Origin of the sequence: Streptomyces sp. NPDC088812, assembly GCF_044750285.1 — a bacterium.
Classification (GTDB): domain Bacteria; phylum Actinomycetota; class Actinomycetes; order Streptomycetales; family Streptomycetaceae; genus Streptomyces.
Window position 1 is genome coordinate 80,382 of sequence record NZ_JBIVJP010000021.1, and the last position, 23,116, is coordinate 103,497.

The following is a 23,116-nucleotide window of genomic DNA, read 5'->3' on the forward strand; positions in this document are numbered from 1 at the left end:
GGCCGCCGCGGTCACGGCCCTACGATGGCGAAAGCCAAGGGGGGCGGCCGATGAGCGAACCAGCGGGCGGGCAGTTCGACTTCAACAATTTCAGCGTCGCGTCGGACGCCGGCTCGGTGTCGAACGCCCATGGCTCCGTCCCGGTGGCGGCCTCCTCCCTTCCCGCGCCTCCGGCGGGATTCACCGGCCGGCACGAGACCCTGGACCGGCTGCTCGCCGTCCTGGCGCCCGACGCGGCCGGGCGGACGCCCGTCCTCATCTGTTCGGTGTCCGGGCTCGGCGGCATCGGCAAGACCGCCCTCGCGCTGCGCGCCGGGCACGAGGCCCTGAAGCGGGGCTGGTTCCCCGGCGGCGCCCTCTTCGTCGATCTCCGCGGCTACGACGACCCGGTCGGCCCCGACCAGGCCGTCGTGGCACTGCTGAGCGCGCTCGGCGTTCCCGGGCCGCAGCTGCCGCCCACCCCGTCCGCGCAGTTCGCGCTCTACCGGACCCTGCTCGCCCAGCGCACCGATCCGGTGCTGCTCATCCTCGACAACGCCTCCCGGCCCGGTCAGATCCTGCCGCTGCTGCCGGGCACGGACCGCCACCGGGTCATCGTCACCTCACGCCACCGGCTCGCGGAGCTGGAGGCCCGCCTGCTCGACCTGGGCCCCCTGCCACCCGACGACGCGGTCGACCTCCTCGTCCGCGCGCTGCGCATCCGCGACCCCGACGACCCCCGCCTCGCCCGCGAGCCGGAGGCCCTGGCCACGCTCGCCGATCTGTGCGGCGGTCTGCCGCTGGCCCTGGCCCTGGCGGCCGCGCAACTCGGGCGCAGTCCCGGGCGTACCGTCGCCTCGCTGGTGGAGGAGTTGCACGACGCCGGGAACGCGGTCGTCGCGGAGCAGTCGCGGCACGTCTTCGCCTCTTCCTACCGGCGTCTGCCGCCCGGGCCCGCGCGTACGCTGCGCATGCTGGCCCTGGCCCCCACCCATGAGACCGGCGCCGACGCGGTCGCCGTCCTGGCCGCCCAGTCCGTCGCCGAGACGACGGCCCTCCTCGAGGAACTGGCGGTGCACGCCCTCGTCGTGCGGGTTTCCGGCCCGCGCCCCGAGGACAGCCGCTGGCGGCTCCACAACCTCCTGCGCGACTACCTACTCGGGCTGATACCGGCGGGAGACGAGGAGGCGCATCGCGCCAGGTGCCGCCTCCTCGCCTTCTACCAGGACCGCGTCGAGGCTCCCCTGCACTGGCCGGCCGACCGGCCGGAAGCCGGCCACGGCGGCTTCGCCGACCGTGAGGAGGCCCTGAGCTGGCTGCGGGAGGAACGCCCCAACCTGATCGCGGCGGCCGAGTGGGCGCGGGACGAGCGGTATGCCGAACCAGGTGCGGTCCTGGCGCTGACCCTGCTGCCGTACCTGGCCTCGGAGGGCCACACCGAGGATGCGCTGGTCCTGGGGCGTATCGCGCTGGACGCCACGCGGCGGTCCGGCGAACGCGGCGGCGAGGCCCACGCCTGCCTGGGACTGGGGTTCGCCCTGTCGCACGCGGGCCGGACGGAGGAGGCGGTCGAGGCCCTCGACCGGGCACGCGACCTCTTCCGGAGCCTCGGCGACGCGGAGGGCGAGGCGGTCAGCTCGGACCGCCTCGGCGCCGTACTCCACGACACGGGACGGACGTCCGAGGCGGTCGACGCCTTCACCCGGGCCCTGCTCGGCTACCGGCAGGCGGGCGACACCGTCCGTGAGGCCGCCGTCTGGAACAACCTCGGTATCGCCCTGCGCGACACCGGGCGGGCGGACGAGGCGGTATCGGCGTTCGCCCGGGCCATGAACTCCTTCGAGGAGATCGGCCACGCGGCCGGCCAGGGCGACGTCCTGAACAATCTGGGGATCACCCTCCAGTCGACCGGCCGCTTCGACGAGGCCGTCGCCGCCTTCCGGAGGGCGGCCGACCTCCACCGCAACACCGGCAACGCCTACGGGGAGGGCAACTCCCTCCACAACCTCGCCCTCTCCCTCGCCGCCGCCGACCGGGACGCGGCCCGCGGGTACTGGTCGGGAGCCGCCGAAGCCTACGACCGGGCCGGCGCCTCCGCCGAGGCGGCGGAGGCGCGGCGCCAGGCCGAAGGCGCCCACTGAGATGGCGGCGGGGGAACCCGGAGACCCGGGCCGGGCGGACGGTCCGTCCGGGGGCAGCGCCTACCGCGGCGACCACCAGGACTTCCGGGGTGCCCGCATCGACACCCTCAACGCCCGGGAGGAGCACTACCACCCACGGGCCCCGCGCGAGGCCTCCTCGTCGCTGCCCGGCACGCCCACGGTCTTCGTCGGCCGCGACGACGAGGCGGAGCAGCTGCTGCGGCTCCTCGACCCGGCGAACCCGCCCAGGGACCCGGCGTACCCGCATCCGCCCGTGTGCGTGGTGTCCGGGGACGACGGGATGGGCAAGTCGGCCCTCGCCGTGCACGCCGCCCATCGGGCCGTCGCCCGGGACATGTTCCCCGGCGGCACGTTCTACCTCGACCTGCACCGCGCGGGTACGCAACCGCTGTCCGACCACGAGGCCCTGCGGGTCCTGCTCAGCGCCCTGGGCGTCGGTGACCAGGAACTCTCCGGAATCCCCGCCGCCTGGGACGGCCATTACCAGACCTGCCTCGCCCAGCGGCCGGGCCCCGCGCTCCTCGTGCTCGACCACGCGCGGACCGCCGGCCAGATCGAACGCCTGCGCCCGGGGATGGCCCATCACCGCGTTCTGGTCACCTCCCGCGGCGGCCTCACCGATCTCGTCGACCTCGACGCCCACCAGCTGCCGCTGCGGCCCCTGTCCACGGAGCACGCCCTGCGTCTGGTCGAGTCGCTGCTGCACCTGGGCGTGGAGGGGGAGAGCCGCCCGGCCCGGGAGCCCGAGGCGCTGGCCCGGCTGGTGGACCTGTGCGCCGGGGTGCCGCGCAACATCCGGGGCGCCGCCAACGGACTGCGCCAGGACCGCGACGTCTCCATCGAGGAGTACGTCACTCTCCTCCTGGAACGCCGCGCGGCCCATGAGGAACGGATACGCGGTCCGCGGGCGGCCACGGGGGCAGCGCCGTCGGACCGGGGACCCGCCCCCGGCCCGGCGATGCCGGCCGCCGCGCCGCGACCGGCGCCCGAGCCTCCCGGGGACCGGGCGTCCGCCGGAGCCCCGGCCGCCGGGGGACCCGCGCCCGCGGTCGGACCCGCGCCCGCGGCGGAGCCTGTGCCCGCGGCGCCCGTGGCGGACGCGGCGCCCGTGGCGGACGCGGCGCCCGTGGCGGACGCGGCGCCCGCGGCGGACGCGGCGGAGCCTGTGCCCGCGGCGGAGACCGCGCCCCGCGCGTTCCGCCGACGCCTCTTCGCCAGACCGGACTGGTGGCGGACATCCCCACCGCATGACCCGCCATGACCTGCCATGACCCGTCATGAGCCGCCATGACCCGTCATGAGCCGACACACCCCGCTCCCGCCTCCGGGCCCCGCGCGTCCCGCCTCCGGGCCCCGCGCGTCCCGCCCCCGGGCCCCGCGCGTCCCGCCCCCGGGCCCCGCGCGTCCCGCCTCCGCCGGCCCGCGCGTCCGTCCTCCGGCCCGCGCCGGCCGTCCTCCCAACGGCCGAACCCCCCGGACGAACCGCCGCCCGGGGTCACGGAGACGCCCGGAGCCGGTACCTCCGCGTGCCGGAACCGGTACGCGGACCGCGACGTGGGTTCCGGCAGTTGGACAACCGGGGCGTGGTTCGCGTGGGCCGTGGTATCCGTGGAGGGAGAAAAGAGTGAGATGGGTGACGATGTCATGATCACTCGGGCGAAGTCGGCCGAGTTTACCCATCTCGAATGACAGCCATGCGCCGCGCGGCCAACTTTTCTTCACCGAATGGGTTGAAGTTTTGTTGATCGGGTCAGTTGACCGCCTCGGCGTCCTACCCTTCAGAGGGTGAAGCAACTGATGTCCCGAGAGCCCGAGGCCGATTCCGCCGGGGAAGACGCGCTCCCCGGCACCCTTCCGGAATCCCTGCGCGCCGAGCTCGTCGCCTTCCGCCGCGACATGCACATGCACCCGGAGCTCGGCAACCAGGAGTTCCGCACGACCGCAGCGATCAAGGAGCGTCTGGAGAAGGCGGGCCTGAAGCCGCGCGTCCTGTCCAGCGGCACCGGGCTCATCTGTGACATCGGCGACTGGGCGGACGACGGCGTCCCCGTCCTGGCGATGCGCGCCGACATCGACGCGCTGCCCATCCCGGACACCAAGACGGAGTGCTCCTACCGCTCCACCGTGCCCGACCGCGCGCACGCCTGCGGCCACGACGTGCACACCACCGTCGTCCTCGGCGCCGGCCTCGTCCTCGCCGACCTGCACCGTCAGGGCCGGCTCCCGCGCCCGGTGCGGCTGATCTTCCAGCCCGCCGAGGAGGTGCTGCCGGGCGGCGCCGCCGACGCCATCGAGGACGGCGCGCTGGACGGCGTGGGCCGGATCATCGCCGTGCACTGCGACCCGCGCGTCGACGCCGGTCTGATCGGACTGCGGGAGGGGGCCATCACCTCCGCCTGCGACCGGCTGGAGATCGCCCTCGACGGGCCCGGCGGCCACACCGCCCGCCCCCACCTGACCACCGACCTCGTCACCGCCGCCGCCCGGGTCGTCACCGACGTCCCCGCGCTCGTCGGCCGCCGGGTCGACACCCGGGCCGGCCTCGCGGTGACCTGGGGCCGGATCGACTGCGGCCACGCCCCGAACGTCATCCCGCAGCACGCCGAGCTGTCCGGCACCGTGCGCTGCCTGGACATCGAGGCCTGGCGCCAGGCCCCCGACCTCGTGGTCGCCGCGATCGACGAGGTCGCCAACCTGCACCGCGCCAAGTCCGAGATCAACTACGTCCGCGGGGTCCCCCCGGTCGTCAACGAGCCCGGCGTCACCGCCCTCCTGCGGGACGCGATGCTCGCCCGGCACGGCGAGGAGACCGTCGAGAGCACCGAGCAGAGCCTCGGCGGCGAGGACTTCTCCTGGTACCTGGAGCGCGTGCCCGGCGCCATGGCCCGCCTCGGCGTCCGCACCCCCGGCGAGCGCACCGTCCGCGACCTGCACCAGGGCGACTTCGACGCCGACGAGCTCTCGATCAAGGTCGGTGTGGAGCTGTTCACCGCCGCCGCGCTGCTCGACGCGGCGACCCGCGTGAACTGAGCGCGCCGGCCGCCGTACCGACCGGAGGGGCGCCGGAAAGGCGCCCCTTCGTCCGCTCGCGTCACCCCGCCGTAACCGGCGGAGGCCGCCCGTAACGCACGGTCGGCACGAATCGATAACGGCCGCGAGGAACCCCGTTCCCCTCCCCTTCTACGCGCGTTACTGTGCGCCGGAATCGCCAGCCGGAACGGCCCGTCGGGGAGCCGCGCCGCAGGCGTCACATTGGGGACGAGCGGGCCGGTGACGGCGCCGTGGGGATGAAGGGGTGGCTGCTGTGCGTCTCATATCTCGGAGGACCGGGTTCTCCCGGGCCGCGGTGACCGTCGCGGTCGTCGCGCTCGCGGCCGCCGGCTGCGGCGAGTCCAGCACCGGCTCCAAGGCCGCCGACGACAAGGAGTCCGGCACCTACTCCGGCAAGGGCATCGGCCTCGCCTACGACATCGGCGGCAAGGGCGACCAGTCGTTCAACGACGCCGCCTACGCGGGCTTCCAGAAGGCCGACAAGGAATTCAAGATGGGCGGCCGCGACGTCGAGCCGCAGGACGGCGAGTCGGACGCGGACAAGGTACAGCGCCTCACCCAGCTCGCCCAGGCCGGCTACGACCCGGTGATCGGCGTCGGCTACATCTACGCGCCGGCCGTCAAGGAGGTCGCCGCGAAGTTCCCCGACACCACCTTCGGGATCATCGACGACGAGACCGTCCTGGCGAAGAACGTCGCCGACCTGGTCTTCCACGAGGAGCAGGCCTCCTACCTGGCCGGCGTCGCCGCCGCCAAGGCGTCCAAGGCGGGCCACATCGGCTTCATCGGCGGTGTGGACATCCCGCTGATCCACAAGTTCGAGGCCGGCTACGTCCAGGGCGCCAAGTCCGTCGACCCGGCCATCAAGATCGAGTCGCAGTACCTGACGGAGACCCCCCAGGAGGGCGGCTTCTCCAGCCCCGACAAGGGCAAGGCGGGCGCGAGCGGCCAGATCGACGCCGGTGCCGACGTCATCTACCACGCGGCCGGCCTCTCCGGCCAGGGCGTGATCTCCGAGGCCGCCGCCAAGAAGGTGTGGGCCATCGGCGTCGACTCCGACCAGTACAACCAGAGCTCGCTCGCCAACTACAAGGACTACATCCTCGGCTCCGCCCTGAAGAACGTCGGCGGCGCGGTCTACGACCTCGCCAAGTCCGTCCACGACGGCAAGCCCCTGTCCGGCGTGGTCCGCGGCAGCCTCTCCAACGACGGCGTCGGCTTCGCCGACTCCAACCCCAAGTACCAGGCCATGACCGAGGTCGTCGCCGCCGTGAACGCGGCCAAGCAGGACATCGTCGACGGCAAGGTCACCGTCAACACCAAGTAGCGCTTCCGCCCACCCGGACCTCCGTCCGGCCCCTGATACGCCTCTGCCGGCGTCCTCGCAGCTGAGCGCCCCTTGCCCACGGCAAGGGGCGCTCAGCTGTCCGTAGTCTGGACAGTAACTGTGGCCACAGCTCGATAACGGACCGGACAGAAGGGTTTTTCCGTCCGGTCTACGCGCGTTACGCTGCGGCGGAACCAGCGCCTGGTTTGGGCGCTTGCACGAAGGAGTCTCGTTCCATGCGCCGGGTGTCCCGTATCGCTGTTGCGGGTGTTGCCACCGCAGCCCTCGCCGTCACCGTTTCCGCCTGCGGAAGCTCGTCCACGTCGTCCGCCGCCTCCTCCGGCGACGACAAGAACCTGGGCCTCGCCCTCGCGTACGACGTCGGCGGCAAGGGCGACCAGTCCTTCAACGACGCCGCCACCTCGGGCATGGAGAAGGCCGACAAGGAGTTCGGCTACACGTCCACCGCCGTGGAGCCGCAGGACGGCGAGTCGGACGCGGACAAGGTGCAGCGCCTGGAGACCCTGGCCAAGCAGGGCTACAACCCGGTGGTCGGCGTCGGCTACGCCTACGCGCCCGCCGTCAAGGAAGCCGCCGCGAAGTTCCCGGACACCACCTTCGGCATCGTCGACGACGAGCAGGTCAAGGCCGACAACGTCGCCGACCTCGTCTTCAGCGAGGAGCAGGCCTCCTACCTGGCCGGCGTCGCCGCCGCCAAGGCCACCAAGTCGAACGTGGTCGGCTTCGTCGGCGGTGTCGACGTCCCGCTGATCCACAAGTTCGGGGCCGGCTTCAAGCAGGGCGTCCAGGACACCAAGAAGGGCGTCACGGTCAAGGAGCAGTACCTGACCGAGACCGCCGCCGAGGGCGGCTTCTCCAGCCCCGACAAGGGCCAGAGCGCCGCCGAGGGCCAGATCGACGCCGGCGCGGACATCGTCTACGCGGCCGCCGGCCTGTCCGGCCAGGGTGTCATCAAGGCCGCCAGCGCCGCCAAGATCTGGGCGATCGGCGTCGACTCCGACCAGTACCAGCAGGACGCGCTGAAGGCGTACAAGTCCTCGATCCTGACCTCCGCCATGAAGAACGTCGAGGGCGCGGTCTACGACCTGGCGAAGTCCGTGAAGGACGGCAAGCCGCAGTCCGGCGTGGTCCGCGGCAGCCTCTCCAACGGCGGTGTCAGCCTGGCCTCCTCCAACCCGACGTTCTCCTCGGACAAGACGATCCAGGACGCCGTCACCAAGGCCGCGGAGGCCATCAAGGCCGGCACCATCACGGTGAAGACCTCCTGACGACCGTGTCGCAGGCCTGTCGAGGGCTTGTCGAAGGCATGGCCAAAAGGGCGCTGTGATGACAGCGTTACGGCCACGGAACGGGGCCCTGGGAACATGACCTCCCGGTGCCCCGTTCGCGCGGCAGAATGCTCGGAACAGATCGGCTCCAACGAGTCGATCAGATCCGGGCACTATTCAATGCAGGGGCGCTACGCGCGTAGAGAGGCCCCTTTCCCGAGGAGAGTGCGCCATCGACGCGTCCAGCAGCCCTCCGCCCACCGCCCCGTCGACCATCGCGGTGGAGCTCGCGGGCATCACCAAGCGATTCCCCGGTGTCGTCGCCAACCACGACATCCACCTGACCGTCCGCAAGGGGACCGTGCACGCCCTGGTCGGTGAGAACGGCGCGGGCAAGTCGACCCTGATGAAGATCCTCTACGGCATGCAGAAGCCGGACGAAGGCACCATTGCGGTCGACGGCGAGCAGGTGAGCTTCGGCAGCCCCGCCGACGCGATCTCGCGCGGCATCGGCATGGTCCACCAGCACTTCATGCTCGCGGACAACCTGACCGTCCTGGAGAACGTGGTGCTCGGCAGCGAGAAGCTGTACGGCATCGGCGGCGGCGCCCGCAGGAAGATCAAGGAGATCTCCGACCGCTACGGCCTGGGCGTCCGCCCCGACGCCCTGGTCGAGGACCTCGGCGTCGCCGACCGCCAGCGCGTGGAGATCCTCAAGGTCCTCTACCGCGGCGCCCGCACCCTCATCCTCGACGAGCCGACCGCCGTCCTCGTCCCGCAGGAGGTCGAGGCGCTCTTCGCCAACCTGCGCGAGCTGAAGTCCGAGGGCCTCTCCGTCATCTTCATCTCCCACAAGCTGGGCGAGGTGCTGTCCGTCGCCGACGACATCACCGTCATCCGCCGCGGCACCACCGTCGGCACCGCGGTCCCCTCCGCGACCACCCCGCGCCAGCTCGCCGAGATGATGGTCGGCAGCGAGCTGCCCACCCCTCAGACCGCCGAGTCCACGGTCACCGACCGGCCCGTCATCACGGTGGAGAACCTGACCGTCCACGCCGCCGGCGGTGCCTCCGTCGGCTGGGAGGAGGAGCCCGCGGGCGAGGGCCTCACCGAGTTCGCGGGCGGCGGCGACGTCAAGCGCGTCCTCGACGACGTCACCTTCACCATCCACGCCGGCGAGGTCATGGGCATCGCCGGCGTCGAGGGCAACGGCCAGACCGAGCTGATCGACGCGCTGATCGGCACCCGGCACGCCGACTCCGGCACCATCGCCTTCCTCGGCGAGGACATCACCGGCTGGCCCACCCGCAAGCGCCGCGAGTCCGGCGTCGGCTACGTCCCCGAGGACCGCCACCGCCAGGGCCTGCTCCTGGAGGCCCCCCTCTGGGAGAACCGCATCCTCGGCCACGTCACCGAGACCCCCAACGCCAAGGGCTTCTGGCTGAGCCCCAAGGGCGCCCAGGCCGACACCCGCCGGATCGTCGAGGAGTACGACGTCCGCACCCCCGGCATCGACGTCACCGCCGCCTCCCTCTCCGGCGGCAACCAGCAGAAGCTGATCGTCGGCCGCGAGATGAGCCACGGCCCGAAGTTCCTGATCGCCGCCCACCCCACCCGCGGTGTGGACGTCGGCGCGCAGGCGCAGATCTGGGACCGCATCCGCGAGGCCCGCCGCGAGGGACTGGCCGTACTGCTGATCTCCGCCGACCTCGACGAGCTCATCGGCCTGTCGGACACCCTGCGCGTGATCTACGACGGCAGGCTGGTCGCCGACGCGGACCCCGCGACCATCACCCCGGAGGAACTGGGTTCGGCCATGACCGGCGCCGCGTCCGGGCACCTCGAGCACGTCGAAGAAGAAGCCGCCCCTAAGGACGAGGCCCGATGAAGAAGTTCGACAAGGAGCGGCTGCTCCTCGCGGTGGCCGGCCCGGCCATCGCGCTGGTCTCGGCGATCCTGCTGACGTCGGTCGTGCTGATCGCCTCCGGCAAGAACCCCTTCGAGCCGTACCGGCTGATGCTGGAGCAGATCCCCTTCTCCGACATCCAGGTTCTGATCGTCAACCAGGCGTCGCTGTACTACATCGCCGCCCTCGCGGTCGCCCTCGGCTTCCGGATGAACCTGTTCAACATCGGCGTCGACGGCCAGTACCGCCTCGCCGCCATGATGACCGCGGTGGTCGGTGCGCACGTGGCGCTCCCGTCCTTCCTCCAGATCCCGCTGCTGCTGCTGGTCGGCGCGCTCACCGGCGCGTTCTGGGCGGGCATCGCGGGCGTCCTGAAGGTCACCCGGGGCGTCAGCGAGGTCGTCGCGACGATCATGCTCAACGCCATCGCCACCAGCTTCATCGGCTACCTGACCCTCCGCGACAACTTCGGCGTCCTGGTCGGCGACAACGTCACCACCGGCGAGATGAAGGAGTCCGGCTGGGTGCCCGGCATCGACCTGGGCCCGGACGTCGGCGAGATCTACGGCCTGGTCTTCCTCGCCGCCGCCCTCGGCATCGGCTACTGGATCGTCCTCAACCGCACCCGCTTCGGCTTCGACCTGCGCGCCACCGGCGCCTCCGAGACGGCGGCCGCCGCCTCCGGCGTCAACGCCAAGCGCATGGTCCTCACCGCGATGCTGATCTCCGGCGCGGTCGCCGGCCTGTCCGGCCTGCCGCTGCTGCTCGGCGACGCCCACACCTACAGCCTCAGCTTCCCGGCCGGCCTCGGCTTCACCGCCATCGGCATCGCCCTGCTCGGCCGCAACAACCCGGGCGGCATCGCCCTGGCCGCCCTGCTGTGGGCCTTTTTGGAGAAGACGTCCCCCGCCCTCGACTACGCCACCCCGGTCGCGTACGAGAAGGAGATCGCCACGATCATGCAGGGCCTGATCGTCTTCGCGGTCGTCATCTCCTACGAGGCCGTACGCCAGTGGGGGCTGCGCCGCCAGCAGAAGCGGGTCGGCGCCGAGCTCGCCGCCCAGGCCGCCGACAACAACGCCAAGAAGGAGGTGGCGGCCTGATGTCCACCGCGACCATCGCCAAGCCGCAGGCGAAGCAGCCCGGCAAGGGCGGCCGCCGCATGTCTCTCCCGGTACTCCTGCTGGTCATCGCGGGCGTGCTGGTCCTCACCTCGATCGTCCGCCTGATCAGCGGCGCGGACGGCATCACCTCGACCGGCCAGATGTCCACCGCCCTGCGCCTGGCCGTCCCGATCGGCCTGGCCGGCCTCGGCGGCCTGTGGGCCGAGCGCGCGGGCGTCGTCAACATCGGCCTCGAGGGCATGATGATCCTCGGCACCTGGTTCGGCGCCTGGGCCGGCTACCAGTGGGGCCCGTGGACCGGTGTCGCCTTCGGCATCATCGGCGGCGCGCTCGGCGCCGTCCTGCACGCCGTCGCCACCGTCACCTTCAACGTCAACCACATCGTCTCCGGTGTGGCCCTGAACATCCTGGCCCTGGGCACCACCCGCTACCTGTCGAAGTTCACCTTCGAGGACGTCCCGCAGGGCTCCTCCAAGCAGTCCCCGCCGATCGACTCCCTCGGCACCTTCGACATCCCCGGCCTGTCGTCCTGGCTGGAGACCCTGAACGAGAAGCACTGGTTCCTGGTCTCCGACCTCGCGGGCCTGGTCGGCGGCCTGGTCACCAACCTCTCGCCGCTCACCGTCGTCGCGGTCGCCCTCGTCCCGGCCACCTGGTACGTGCTGTGGCGCACCGCCTTCGGTCTGCGCCTGCGCTCCTGCGGCGAGAACCCGGTCGCGGCCGAGTCCCTCGGCGTGAACGTCTACAAGTACAAGTACATCGCCGTGATCGTCTCGGGCGGCTTCGCCGGCCTCGGCGGCGCCTTCCTGTCGATCGTCGCGTCCAACGTGTACCTCGACGGCCAGACCGCGGGCCGCGGCTACATCGGCCTCGCCGCGATGATCTTCGGCAACTGGATGCCGGGCGGCCTCGCCCTCGGCGCCGGCCTGTTCGGCTACACCGACAGCCTCAACCTGCGCGGCGGCACCACCAACGTCCACGCGCTGATCCTGCTGCTGGCGATCCTGCTGGTGTTCGGCGCGGCCTACCTGGCCTGGCAGAAGAAGTACGTCTCCGCCGTCGTCACCCTGGTGATCTCGGCGGTGATGTTCCTCTGGTACGCCAGCGTGGACGAGGTCCCGCGCCAGGTCGTCTCCGCCGCCCCGTACCTCGTCACCCTGCTGGTGCTGTCGCTGTCCGCCCAACGCCTGCGCATGCCCAAGGCGGACGGCCTGCCGTACCGGAAGGGGCAGGGCAAGTGACCCCGGCCGCCGCTGTCGACTGGGACGCCCTGCGGGAGCTGGCCCGGGAGGCCATGCGCCACGCCTACGCCCCCTACTCGGGCTACCCGGTCGGGGTCGCGGCCCTGGTCGACGACGGCCGCACGGTCTCCGGCTGCAACGTCGAGAACGCCTCCTACGGCATCGGCCTGTGCGCCGAGTGCGGGCTGGTCTCCGAGCTCCAGCGCACCGGCGGCGGCCGGCTCACGCACTTCACCTGCGTGGACGGCCGGGGCGAGATCCTCGTCCCGTGCGGCCGCTGCCGGCAGCTGCTGTACGAGTTCGGCGGTCCCGAGCTGCTGCTGGAGACGCCGGCCGGGATCCTGCCGCTGGCGGAGATGCTCCCGCAGGCCTTCGGCCCCGACCACCTCAAGTAACTCCACGGCGGCCCCTCCGACTCGCTCGACCCGGGTGGGGGGGGCCGCGCACGTCCCGCACGTCTCCCCCTTCAGACGTCTTGTGCACCACCGGAAGGAAAGCCATGGCCATGGACGCCATCTCCGTCATCCGCACCAAGCGGGACCGCGGTGAACTCAGCGACGAGCAGATCGACTGGGTCATCGACGCGTACACCCGCGGCGAGGTCGCCGACGAGCAGATGTCGTCGCTCGCCATGGCGATCCTGCTCAACGGGATGAACCGCCGGGAGATCGCCCGCTGGACGGCCGCGATGATCGCCTCCGGCGAGCGCATGGACTTCTCCTCCCTGTCCCGCCCCACCGCCGACAAGCACTCCACGGGCGGCGTCGGCGACAAGATCACCCTGCCGCTGGCCCCGCTGGTCGCCGCCTGCGGCGCGGCCGTCCCGCAGCTCTCCGGCCGCGGCCTCGGCCACACCGGCGGCACCCTGGACAAGCTGGAGTCGATCCCCGGCTGGCGCGCCCTGCTCTCCAACCAGGAGATGCTGCACGTCCTCGACACCACCGGCGCGGTGATCTGCGCGGCGGGCGACGGCCTGGCCCCCGCCGACAAGAAGCTGTACGCCCTGCGGGACGTCACCGGCACCGTCGAGGCGATCCCGCTGATCGCCTCCTCGATCATGTCGAAGAAGATCGCCGAGGGCACCGGCTCGCTCGTCCTGGACGTCAAGGTCGGCTCCGGCGCCTTCATGAAGACGATCGAGGACGCCCGTGAGCTGGCATCGACGATGGTGGGCCTGGGCACCGACCACGGTGTGCGGACGGTCGCCCTGCTGACCGACATGTCGACCCCGCTCGGCCTGACCGCGGGCAACGCCCTGGAGGTCCGCGAGTCGGTGGAGGTCCTGGCGGGCGGCGGCCCCGCCGACGTCGTCGAGCTGACGATCGCCCTGGCCCGCGAGATGCTCGACGCGGCCGGCGTGACGGGCGCCGACCCGGCGAAGGCCCTCGCCGACGGCTCCGCGATGGACGTCTGGCGCCGCATGATCGCCGCCCAGGGCGGCGACCCGGACGCCCCCCTCCCCACCTCACGGGAACAGCACGTCGTCACGGCCCCCGCCTCGGGCGTGCTCACCCGCCTCGACGCCTACGACATCGGCATCGCCGCCTGGCGCCTGGGCGCCGGCCGCGCCCGCAAGGAGAACCCGGTCCAGGCGGCCGCCGGCGTCGAACTCCACGCCAAGCCCGGCACCCCGGTCACCGCGGGCCAGCCCCTGCTGACCCTGCACACCGACACCCCCGAACGCTTCGCGTACGCCCTGGAGGCGATCGCGGGCTCCTACGACATCGCCGCCGCGGGGACGCCGTACGAGGCGTCCCCGGTGGTACTGGAGCGGATCGCCTGACGCTGGAAGCGATGCGCCCCGACTGCGGCCCTTGCTTCCGCAGTCGGGGCGCTGCCCGTACCGGACGCGGGCACCGGGACACGCAGGGGAGTTGTCCGATGCCGGTGCCTCTGCCCTGCACGTCATGCACAGTGCGGAGCAGACGGCCTGCGGGGCGCCCTTGCCGGTTCCGGCCCCAGCGTCCATTCAGCCGTTGTGACGACCGAGCGCGTCACAGTGCCTCCCGGCTCCGCCTGTTGACCTCCGCCACCTGGGCGCGCAGCCTCGCGTCCGTCCCCGCCCGGCACCGCGGGCAGGCGCAGGGCGGAAACCTGCCGAAGAGTTCGGGTACGTCCGGAGGCTCGACGGTCCGCAACGGCCGTACCTGGGTGCGGACGCCGGTCCGCGGATCGATCCGATAGACCGCGATCGTCATCGTCACCGGACATCCCCCCAGGGGTGCGCCCAGGGGCCTGCCCAGGGCGTTGCCTGGTCATCTGCGCGGTTGTTCCTGGGCGAGGCGCCCAGGTGCGCGACATAGGGCCGGACAAGGGCGCCCGTGGGCTCCCAGGCTTCCTCTGCCTCCACATGGCAGAACGACCGCGGGGGCGTTGGGCGCTTCTTCGCGCGGAGCCTGCGCACGGTGACCAACCGGGCGCCCCAGACGTCCGGCGACAGACGGTGCGAGGGGGCAGGGAGTGTCACGGGGTGCATGGCAAGGCGCCTGTGCCTGCCGGGGGTGCGCGATCCGAACAGGACCACTCTCACCCATTCGAGTAGCTGCGTGATAAGCATGGACTGTCGACGCTCCTAGTCAGCGTGGGCCATGCCCCCGGGCCGTTCGCGCGGCTGCGGGGGTCCTTGCGTCTGGGCCACACTTCCGCGCCGCCCACAGGTCGCACCACGGCAGAAATGCCGCATCTGGGCGGCAGGAAGGCTGCACGCGCTACTCTGACCAGCGGAGACGGCATCCCGGACGGAGTACGGGTATGGCAGTGAAGCGGCAACGTCTGGCCCAGCGTCGGAAGTCGAGCGGCTACACACAAGAGCAGTTCGCGGACGCCCTGAGCGTCGACCGCACCACGGTGCAGCGCTGGGAACGCGGGGAAGTTGACCCGCAACCGCATCAACGGCCGAAGATGGCAAAGCTCTTACGACTCACCTCCAGAGAGCTTGAGGAAGCACTTGCAGCAGACGTTCTGCCCGTTGTCGTGGCGCCCAGTTGGGCCATCCCCGGCGCACCGGCCACCGATGATGAAGTGGCCGCTTGGGAGTTGTCTCGACGCGTGCAGGCAAGCGATGTGGGGTCCGAGACACTGACCCGCCTAGAGCGCGCCTTTGATCAGTTGGCGACTGCTTACCCGACAACCCCTCCGGCGCGACTGTTGGAACGCGTACGGCAACATTCCACCTACGTCATGAAGCTGCTCGACGCCCGTAAGACGCTTTCGGAACATCGGCGTCTGTTGGTCGTAGGCGGTTGGTTGTCACTGCTCGGTGCCACGCTCCATATCGACCTGAAACAGGAGCATGCGGCAGCGGCCAGACTACAAGCCGCGGTATCCCTTGCCCGACAGGCGGAACATCCTGAACTCGAAGCATGGTGCTTCGAAACCGACGCGTGGCGTGTTCTCACGGACGGTGACTATGTGCGCGCACTGGAGTTGTCCCTAGCCGCTCAAAACGTTGCCCCGCGAGGTACCTCCGCCCTCATTCAGGCAACCGCCCAGGAAGGCCGCGCACGCGCAAGACTTGGCCACGGGGCAGAGACATACGCGGCTATCGACCGGGTGCAGAAAATGGCTGCCAAGCTTGGAACCCCTGAGCATCCGACAGAGCACCACTACCAATATGATCCGGCAAAGTGCCTCGCGTATACGGCAACAACTCTCGCGTGGTTGGGCGACGTGGCTGCGGAGCCGTACGCGCGTGAAGTGATCGCGCGACTCAGCCCCTCAGACGACATCAGCAAATGGCCCCGTCGGGTGGCTTCTGCCAACATTGATCTGGCACTTGTCCTCCTTACGGACAACCGCCTTGATGAAGCCTGCGACTCCGCCCAGAGGGCCATACTGAGTGGTCGGGTGGTTCCCTCGAACCATTGGCGGGCGCTGGAGGTTGTCAAGGTGGTTGAGGCTAGGCAACTACCGGAAGCATCCGACTTGCGCGAGACGTACAAGGGTTTGAAGGTTATCGGCGCCTAAGAGGGCGCACTGAGATCGGCTATGCAGTCGGCCGACCTGTCGCCTAAGTAGTTGGCGGTACGGGTAGGCGTTTCCGGCAAGACGGTGGAACGGTGGGTGGCGGACGCCGGACTGATGCCGCATGCCAGAAGCCGGGAAGGTGCCTGTAAGGCATTGGGGGTTGACGAAGAAATGCTGTGGCCGAAAGCGGTAAAGGACCGAATCAAGACCGGTGGGGACCGTGAGATCATCCACTCCTACCCCTATCGGTCCTCCTGTCCATCGACGGTCTGGGCCGAACTCATCGAAAGGTCGGAAACAGACATCCTTTTCGCGGGGTACACCAACTATTTCCTCTGGATTGACCAGCCTGCGTTCGTTTCAACCCTGCGGCAGAAACTCGACAGCGGATGTCGTGTGCGCTTCCTGCTGGGTGACCCCGACGGTGAGGTGACGCGCAACCGCGAGCAGATCGAAGACGTGGCCCTCACTGTTTCCACGCGTATTCGCATCACGCTTGAGCATCTGGGAAAACTCGGTGCACACCAGGGCTTGGAGGCGCGTTTCTCCGCGGCGGGTGACGCGATCAATCACGTTTCGCTGTCGGTCTTCCGTTTCGATGACGAGGCGCTGGTAACCCCTCATCTGGCCCGACTGGTCGGGCATGACTCGCCTTTGCTGCACCTACGGAAGATCGGTGACACCGGAATGTTTGCCCGGTTCGCCGATCACGCCGAAGAGCTGTGGTCAAGGGGAGTGTCGATAACCTCTCAAGGCTGAGAGCTCGTGACACGATCTTGTTTGCGTGGTGTTCGTCGTCATCCCATCGAGGCGTGTGACAGCGAATTTGGTTGTTCAGGCTTCCTTGTCAGCGAATCTGGTCGCTCTCCGGCTCGGTTCCTTTGATCCTGGTCGTTCCGCCCGGGGTGAAGGAGTCGTGGAAGGTGAAGGCGTGCGGCGCGGGGCCGTGGGCGTGGAGGTGCTCCAGCCTGGAAACCCCGTCCTGCCAGGTGGGTATCACGCCGTCGGAGACCCACCAGAACACGTAATTCGGGTGCTCGGTCCTCTCGAACCAGTCGTAACGCCTGTTCAGCGCCTCACGGTGCAGACCGGTGTAGACGGCGTCGAATGCGGGGCGCAGGTCGGTCCAGAGGGAGAGGGTCGCGGCCAGGGCGGTGGTGTCCACCGTACGGCCCTTGCCGTACCACGTCGGTACGGCGAACTCTCCCCATACACCCCAGTCCGCCTCGAAGAGCGAGCCCCGGTCACCGTCTGCCGCTTCGGCACGAGCGAGGTATCCGGGGTGCTGACCGATCTTCCGGTAGACGGCCTCACCGATGTCGTAGAACTCGCGCGTGAGAGGTGCGGGATCGGCGAGAGGTGACTTCAGGACGCCGAATGTGTACAGAGCAAGATGGGGCATGCGTCTCTCCCTGATGGGGGCTGCCTGGCGTGGACCCGGTTCGGTGGCTTACGCAGGGGGGCGAGGGTTTGTGGGGCGCGACCGACTCGTTCCGTCACGGCCGGCCCAGCCTGAAGCCTGAAGGAACCCCCTGTGCGACCGTGGCGATCACCGAAGACCAGGTGACGGTAGCCGCCTCTACGAGCCATGTCGAAGTTGCGATTTCCCTGTCCAAGTGGCCTCTTGCGCAGGTCCTCGCGGGAACCGGGTCGGTGGCGCCGCCTGCCCTCGTGGAAGTCCGCATCGGCCCATCAGATGCCGAGAAGCGGCATCGGCAACCCCGCTCAGGCCTCGCGCCCCGAAGGCGTGGTGTCCTCCGGAGCGCGCGGCAGGGGTTCGGTTCAGGCGTTGTAGCCACCGTGGGCGTCCAGCACCGCGCCGGTGACGTACGACGCGGCGGGGCTCGCCAGATACGCGATCCCCTCGGCGATCTCTTCGGGGTGGCCCATGCGTTGCAGGGACAGCGAGCCGACCAGGGCCTTGAGGGTCTCGGGGTCCGGCCCTTCCATGCCGCCCTCCATCAGGCCGGCCTCCACGACGTTGGCCGTGATGTCCCGGGGTCCGAGGTCCCGTGCGAGCCCCATGGTGTACCTCTCGACCCCCGACTTGGTCGCCGCGTAGTCGGCAACGCCCGGGGCGCCGACCCGGGAGCCCAGTCCGGAACTCAAGGTCGCCGTCCTGGGACACGCGCAGGTACTCACGGCTGGTGAGCGTGCCCACGGTGAAGGCCGCGGCGGGGGCGGGCCCCCGCCCTCACCCGAACGCCCCGCCCTCCCCGAAGGCCAGCGCGGCGAACCGTTCCCCCATGCGCCGGTGGGCGTCGCCGGACGGATGCAGCCCGTCGGGAAGCGGCAGCTCGACGGCGTCTGCCTCCCCGTACAGCTCCCGCCCGTCCAGATAGTGCAGGTGAGAATCTTCCTTGGTCCGCTGCGCGACGATCCGCTCCAGCTCCGCCCGGACGACCCGCAGCGTCAGCTTGCCCGCCGCCACCTCCGCCGGGTCGCCCAGCGGGACGAAGCCCAGCCGCCCCTCGGCGAGCCCGTCGAGGTCCGGCGCGCTGGGGCCGGGCGTCTCCTCGTGCAGGGGGCACAGGATCGGCGAGACGACCAGCAGCGGCGTGGTGGGGTGGCCCTCCCGGACGGTGTCGAGGAAGCCGTGGACGGCGGGTCCGAACGCGCGGAGCCGCATCAGGTCGAGGTTGACCAGGTTGATGCCCACCTTGACGCTGATCAGGTCGGCGGGGTGGTCCCGGATGGCCCGCGCGGTGAACGGGTCGAGCAGGGCGCTGCCGCCCAGCCCCAGGTTGACCAGTTCCACGCCGCCGAGACAGGCGGCCAGGGCGGGCCAGATGGCGGTGGGGCTCGCGGCGTCGGAGCCGTGGCTGATCGAGCTGCCGTGGTGCAGCCAGACCTTGCGGCTCGGGTCGGCCGGCGCCGGTTCGACGGGGGCGTCGGTGCGCAGTGCCAGGAGCTCGGTCGTCTCGTTGTGGGGCAGCCAGATCTCGATGTCCTTGCGGCCCGGGGGCAGGTCCGTGAAGCGGACGGTGCCCGGTTCGCCGGTCCGGTGCTCGACGGTCCCGTCGGTCATGTCGATGGTCACCGTGCGGCCGCCGGTGACGCTCGCCTGCCCGGTCAGGCGGCCGTCGACGAGCAGGTCGTAGACGCCGTCCGGGACGGGCGGGGCGCCGACGTAGACGCGCCGGGTGCGCAGCGAGTCGAGTTCGACGGCGGTCGCCCGGGTCCGGAAGGCCAGCCGTACGCCCGAGGGCTGTGACTCCACCATGGCGAGCTGGGCGTCGGCGCACTGGGCGCGGGCGGTGGCGGGCAGGCGGTGGGGCAGGACGCCGTGGTCGGTGCGCTCCACCTCCAGGGCTCCCCGCAGGAGGTCGGCCGTGACGGGCGTGGTGATCCAGGGATTCTCGGTGGGCATGGCCTCGGTTCCGGGTCGGCGGGGTACGGGGCTTCCCCAGCGGCTGTCCGCTCGGCGGCCGGGGAAACGCGGTGGCGGGACATCCCTCAGGGCAGGTCGTGGGCGTCGGCCCGCGCCGCACCGCCGTGGCCCGCCGGCGCCGGGGGCCAGGTGCGCAGCAGGGCGTCGAGGGCGTCGAGGATGCGGTCCCAGGACTCCTGGGAGTCGGGGGCGCTGTGGCTGAAGCCGCCGGCCAGTTCGAGGCTGACGTAGCCGTGGAAGACGCTGCCCAGCAGGCGGACCGCGTGGGTCTGGTCCGGCTCGGTGAGGTCGTAGCCGCGCAGGATCGCGCGGGTCATCCGGGAGTGCCGGGGGCCCGCGCCGGCCGCGGCGGCCTCGGGGTCCAGGGGGAACCGGGCGGCGGCGTAGCGGCCGGGGTGCTCGCGGGCGTAGTCGCGGTAGACGTTGGCCAGGGCGGCGAGGGCGTCCTGGCCGGCGCGGCCGGCGAGGGCGGCGGATCCGCGGTCGGCCAGTTCCTCCAGGGCCAGCAGGGCGATCTTCGTCTTCAGGTCGTGGGAGTTGCGCACGTGCGCGTACAGGCTCGCGACCTTGACGTCGAACTGCCGGGCGAGCGCCGAGACGGTGACCTGCTCGAAGCCGACCTCGTCGGCGAGTTCCGCCCCCGCCCGGGCCAGACGTTCGGGAGTCAGCCCTGCGCGTGCCATGGAGGTCTCCGGTCTCGTCGCGGCCGTCACTGACGTCGACCACGGCTTTGCCTACAAGTTTTAGCCGACGCCCTAGACATGTTAGGAGAGAGGAGGCGATGAGTTGTGCCGTTCCGCCCGGTCTACCGCTCGTGGACGCGACGACACCGCCGGTGATCGGCCTGAGCGGACCCCTCACCCCGAGCCGGGTGGCGGGCCTCTGCGACGACCTGAGGGCGCTGCTGGACGGGACCGGGGCGGCGGTCGTGGTGTGCGACGTCGCCGGGATTGGGCCACCGGGTCTGGCGGCCGTCGACGCGCTGGCCCGGCTCCGGCTCACGGCCCGCCGTGCCGGGGGGCGCCTCCGGCTGCGCGCCCCCGACCCGGCGCTACGCGCCCTGCTCGACCTCGTCGGACTCCGCTTCGAGGTGGAGGGGCAGGCCGAAGAGGGGGAAGAAGCGCTGGGTGTCGAGGAAGAAGTGGAAACCGGTGAGGCCGCCGTCTGAGATCTCCAGCACCTGGATCGCCCACGGGCTGTGTCCGCCCGCCTCGGGGTCCGGCTTGTACTGGGCGAAGCCCGGCGCGCCGTTGACCTGGACCGGCAGCAGCCGTGAGCCCGTGCAGGCGGAGCCGATCGTGGTCATGAAGCCGGTGATGTCCGCGTGGCCCGTCAGCCACAGGTCGAACGGCGGCATCGTCATGACCGCGTCCTCGTGGAGCAGCCGCGTCAGCGCCGTCATGTCGTACTCCTCGAAGGCGGCCACATAGCGCTCCAGCAGCTTCCGCTGCTCCTCGTCCAGGGGGTCCGACACGGCCGCGTCCGCCGCCCGGTCCCGCTGTTCGGCGAGGGTCGCGCGGGCCCGCTGCAAGGCGCTGTTGACCGAGGCGACCGTCGTGCCGAGCAGCTCGGCGACCTCGCTCGCCCGCCACGCCAGGACCTCGCGCAGGATCAGCACCGCCCGCTGCTTGGGCGGCAGCCGCTGCAACGCGGCCATGAACGCGAGCCGCACCGACTCCCTGGCGACGGCCGCCTCCGCCGGGTCCTCGACCGCGGGCAGCACCCGCGCGTCCGGCATCGGCTCCAGCCAGGTGGTGTCCGGGCGGGGGGAGAGGACCGCCCGGGAGAGCGGGGTGGACTCCGTGAGGTCCATCGGCCGGGCCCGCTTGTTGCCCGCCGTCAGCATGTCCAGGCACACGTTGGTCGCGATGCGGTAGAGCCACGAGCGCAGGCTGGAACGGCCCTCGAAGGTGTCGTAGCTGCGCCAGGCGCGCACCAGGGTGTCCTGCACCGCGTCCTCGGCCTCGAAGGACGAGCCGAGCATCCGGTAGCAGTAGCCCGTCAGCTCGACCCGGTGTCGCTCCAGCCTGGCGTCGAGGTCGTCCACCGTCGCCGTACCGTCCGTCATCGTCGTCCACCCACCCCTGTGGCCGTTTCTGTCACGCGCCTGTGCGTGCGTCCAGTACTCCAGAAGCTAACGCAGGCCACTGACAACGGCCCCCCGAGTCGACGAAAGCCCAGGTGGAGGGGGTTTCGTCGGGTGCCGGACCGGCCGCATCCGGCCCGGTACCCGACGGACCCCCCGCCCGGACCGGCCGTGGTCCGCCGGAGCCGGCGGCGACCACGGACCGACGGTCCGGAGCGGGGGGACGGAAGGGGTGCGGCGAAGGTCAGTGCGCGGCCAGCGGCTCCCGACGGGCCGCGACCCGCGCCGCCCGCGTGCCGAACGCCGTGATCGTCACGACGCCGAGCACCGCCAGGACGCCCACGCCGACCGTGCCGGCCCAGCCGCCCGCGTGGAAGGCCGTCGCGCCGACGGTGCTGCCCGCGCTGGAGCCGATGTAGTACGCGGACTGGTAGAGGGCGGAGGCCTGCGCCCGGCCGGTGGTCGCCGTCTTGCTGACCGCCGAGGACGCCACCGCGTGGCCCGCGAAGAAGCCCGACGTGATCAGGACCAGGCCCAGCAGGACCAGGGCCAGCGAGTCCGCCAGGGAGAGCAGGAGGCCCGCCGCCGTCGTGCCGCCGGCCAGGTACAGCGCCCCGCGGCGGCCCAGCCGGCCGACCAGCCGGCCCGCCGTCGACGCCGACACCGTCCCCACCAGGTACACCAGGAAGATCGAGCCGACGATGCCCTGCGGGAGCGAGAACGGCGCCTCCGTCAGGCGGTAGCCGATCACCGTGTACACCCCGCCGAACACCGTCATGAACAGCGCGCCGATCGCGTACAGGCGGCGCAGCAGCGGATCGGTGAGGTGGTCGCGGACCGTGCGGGCCAGGACGCGGGGGCGCAGCGAGCCCGCCACGAAGTGCTTCGGCGCCGGCAGCAGCATCCGGAACGCCACCGCGCAGCCCACCGCGACCGCGCCGATCACGCCGACGGCCACCCGCCAGCCCCACTCCTGCGCGACCCAGCCGGTGATGACCCGGCCGCTCATCCCGCCGACGCTGTTGCCCGCCACGAACAGGCCGATCGCCGTGATCAGCGCCTTGGGCCGCACCTCCTCCGCCAGATAGGCGGTCGCCGAGGCCGGCAGCCCGGCCAGGGCGGCGCCCTGGAGACCGCGCAGCACGACCAGCGCGCCCAGCGACGGGGCGAAGGGGACCAGCAGCCCGACGGCCACCGCGACCGCCAGCGAGGCCGTCATCACCGTACGGCGGCCGTAGCGCTCCGACAGGGCGCTCATCGGCAGCACGAACAGGGCCAGCCCGCCGGTCGCCGCCGCCACCGTCCAGCTCGCCTCGCTCGCCGCGACGCCGAACTCGCCGGAGATCAGCGGCAGCAGCGCCTGCGTGGAGTACAGGAGGGCGAAGGTCGCCACGCCGGCCAGGAAGAGGGCGAGGCTCATCCGGCGGTAGCCGGGACCGCCCGGGGTCATACGGGAGTCGGAGGAGGACGGGACGGACGGGACGGACGGGACGGACGGAACGGCGCCCACGACGGTGGACGCCCCGGTACTGGCGGGAGACATACCCCGAACCTAGGACGACCCCACTCATCCGTCCAATGCATGGAATCGTCA

The 23,116-nt window shown here is 71.3% G+C and carries 20 protein-coding genes; 13 read left to right on the top strand and 7 right to left on the bottom strand.

What is annotated here, in order from left to right:
- Positions 1–50 precede the first annotated feature (50 nt).
- The 10 genes from ACIP67_RS31695 to ACIP67_RS31740 all read left to right on the top strand — a co-directional run bounded on the left by ACIP67_RS31695 (position 51) and on the right by ACIP67_RS31740 (position 13,862).
- Positions 51–2,120 carry a tetratricopeptide repeat protein gene (locus ACIP67_RS31695; RefSeq protein ID WP_401696350.1) on the top strand — a complete coding sequence of 690 codons (2,070 nt, stop codon included), beginning with the start codon at positions 51–53 and terminating at the stop codon, positions 2,118–2,120.
- Between the two features lies 1 nt (position 2,121).
- Positions 2,122–3,402, top strand: a complete 1,281-nt coding sequence (locus tag ACIP67_RS31700) for a hypothetical protein (protein ID WP_401696351.1) — start codon at positions 2,122–2,124, stop codon at positions 3,400–3,402.
- A gap of 536 nt (positions 3,403–3,938) precedes the next feature.
- Positions 3,939–5,171, top strand: a complete 1,233-nt coding sequence (locus ACIP67_RS31705; RefSeq protein ID WP_401696457.1) for an amidohydrolase — start codon at positions 3,939–3,941, stop codon at positions 5,169–5,171.
- Positions 5,172–5,454: 283 nt separating this feature from the next.
- Positions 5,455–6,519 carry a BMP family protein gene (locus ACIP67_RS31710; RefSeq protein WP_401696459.1) on the top strand — a complete coding sequence of 355 codons (1,065 nt, stop codon included), beginning with the start codon at positions 5,455–5,457 and terminating at the stop codon, positions 6,517–6,519.
- A 236-nt stretch (positions 6,520–6,755) separates the two neighbouring features.
- Complete coding sequence (locus tag ACIP67_RS31715; protein WP_401696353.1) at positions 6,756–7,808, top strand: BMP family protein; 1,053 nt, start codon at positions 6,756–6,758, stop codon at positions 7,806–7,808.
- Positions 7,809–8,082: 274 nt separating this feature from the next.
- Positions 8,083–9,696, top strand: a complete 1,614-nt coding sequence (locus ACIP67_RS31720; protein WP_401696460.1) for an ABC transporter ATP-binding protein — start codon at positions 8,083–8,085, stop codon at positions 9,694–9,696.
- On the top strand, positions 9,693–10,817 hold the full coding sequence (locus ACIP67_RS31725; protein ID WP_401696354.1) for an ABC transporter permease: 1,125 nt from the start codon (positions 9,693–9,695) through the stop codon (positions 10,815–10,817). Before ACIP67_RS31720 ends, ACIP67_RS31725 begins: the two co-directional genes overlap by 4 nt.
- Positions 10,817–12,079 carry an ABC transporter permease gene (locus ACIP67_RS31730; protein ID WP_401696356.1) on the top strand — a complete coding sequence of 421 codons (1,263 nt, stop codon included), beginning with the start codon at positions 10,817–10,819 and terminating at the stop codon, positions 12,077–12,079. The genes ACIP67_RS31725 and ACIP67_RS31730 overlap by 1 nt, the downstream gene beginning before the upstream one ends.
- Positions 12,076–12,474, top strand: coding sequence for a cytidine deaminase (locus ACIP67_RS31735; RefSeq protein WP_401696357.1), 399 nt, complete (start codon positions 12,076–12,078; stop codon positions 12,472–12,474). Before ACIP67_RS31730 ends, ACIP67_RS31735 begins: the two co-directional genes overlap by 4 nt.
- Before the next feature lie 104 nt (positions 12,475–12,578).
- Entirely contained in the window at positions 12,579–13,862 is a 1,284-nt protein-coding gene (locus ACIP67_RS31740; RefSeq protein WP_401696358.1) for a thymidine phosphorylase, read from the top strand.
- Between the two features lie 211 nt (positions 13,863–14,073).
- Here the strand turns inward: ACIP67_RS31740 and ACIP67_RS31745 are convergent, their stop codons facing one another.
- The gene (locus tag ACIP67_RS31745; protein ID WP_401696461.1) at positions 14,074–14,277 is read right to left on the bottom strand and encodes a hypothetical protein; all 204 of its coding nucleotides are present in this window, start codon (positions 14,275–14,277) and stop codon (positions 14,074–14,076) included.
- A 553-nt stretch (positions 14,278–14,830) separates the two neighbouring features.
- On the opposite strand from ACIP67_RS31745, the gene ACIP67_RS31750 reads away from it, so the two are divergent.
- Together ACIP67_RS31750 and ACIP67_RS31755 are read left to right on the top strand one after the other, a co-directional pair.
- Entirely contained in the window at positions 14,831–16,045 is a 1,215-nt protein-coding gene (locus tag ACIP67_RS31750) for a helix-turn-helix transcriptional regulator (RefSeq protein ID WP_401696359.1), read from the top strand.
- A gap of 171 nt (positions 16,046–16,216) precedes the next feature.
- A complete protein-coding gene (locus ACIP67_RS31755) occupies positions 16,217–16,804 on the top strand; it encodes an XRE family transcriptional regulator (RefSeq protein WP_401696462.1) in 588 nt (195 codons plus the stop codon).
- Between the two features lie 88 nt (positions 16,805–16,892).
- On the opposite strand, the gene ACIP67_RS31760 is transcribed toward ACIP67_RS31755, so the two are convergent.
- The 4 genes from ACIP67_RS31760 to ACIP67_RS31775 all read right to left on the bottom strand — a co-directional run bounded on the left by ACIP67_RS31760 (position 16,893) and on the right by ACIP67_RS31775 (position 20,119).
- The gene (locus ACIP67_RS31760) at positions 16,893–17,447 is read right to left on the bottom strand and encodes a DUF3291 domain-containing protein (protein WP_401696360.1); all 555 of its coding nucleotides are present in this window, start codon (positions 17,445–17,447) and stop codon (positions 16,893–16,895) included.
- 380 nt (positions 17,448–17,827) lie between these two features.
- Positions 17,828–18,154 (bottom strand): SDR family NAD(P)-dependent oxidoreductase, encoded by a 327-nt coding sequence (locus tag ACIP67_RS31765; protein WP_401696361.1) that lies wholly within the window; start codon positions 18,152–18,154, stop codon positions 17,828–17,830.
- 85 nt (positions 18,155–18,239) lie between these two features.
- Positions 18,240–19,415: a GDSL-type esterase/lipase family protein gene (locus tag ACIP67_RS31770; protein ID WP_401696362.1), complete on the bottom strand. Its 1,176-nt coding sequence runs from the start codon at positions 19,413–19,415 to the stop codon at positions 18,240–18,242.
- 86 nt (positions 19,416–19,501) lie between these two features.
- Positions 19,502–20,119 carry a TetR/AcrR family transcriptional regulator gene (locus ACIP67_RS31775; RefSeq protein WP_401696363.1) on the bottom strand — a complete coding sequence of 206 codons (618 nt, stop codon included), beginning with the start codon at positions 20,117–20,119 and terminating at the stop codon, positions 19,502–19,504.
- 98 nt (positions 20,120–20,217) lie between these two features.
- Between ACIP67_RS31775 and ACIP67_RS31780 the strand changes: the two genes are divergently transcribed.
- Positions 20,218–20,604 (top strand): STAS domain-containing protein, encoded by a 387-nt coding sequence (locus ACIP67_RS31780; protein WP_401696364.1) that lies wholly within the window; start codon positions 20,218–20,220, stop codon positions 20,602–20,604.
- Here ACIP67_RS31780 and ACIP67_RS31785 read toward each other — a convergent pair.
- Both ACIP67_RS31785 and ACIP67_RS31790 read right to left on the bottom strand, forming a co-directional pair.
- Entirely contained in the window at positions 20,488–21,504 is a 1,017-nt protein-coding gene (locus ACIP67_RS31785; RefSeq protein ID WP_401696365.1) for a sigma-70 family RNA polymerase sigma factor, read from the bottom strand. The genes ACIP67_RS31780 and ACIP67_RS31785 overlap by 117 nt on opposite strands.
- Positions 21,505–21,766: 262 nt before the next feature.
- On the bottom strand, positions 21,767–23,065 hold the full coding sequence (locus tag ACIP67_RS31790) for an MFS transporter (RefSeq protein ID WP_401696366.1): 1,299 nt from the start codon (positions 23,063–23,065) through the stop codon (positions 21,767–21,769).
- Positions 23,066–23,116: the final 51 nt, after the last annotated feature.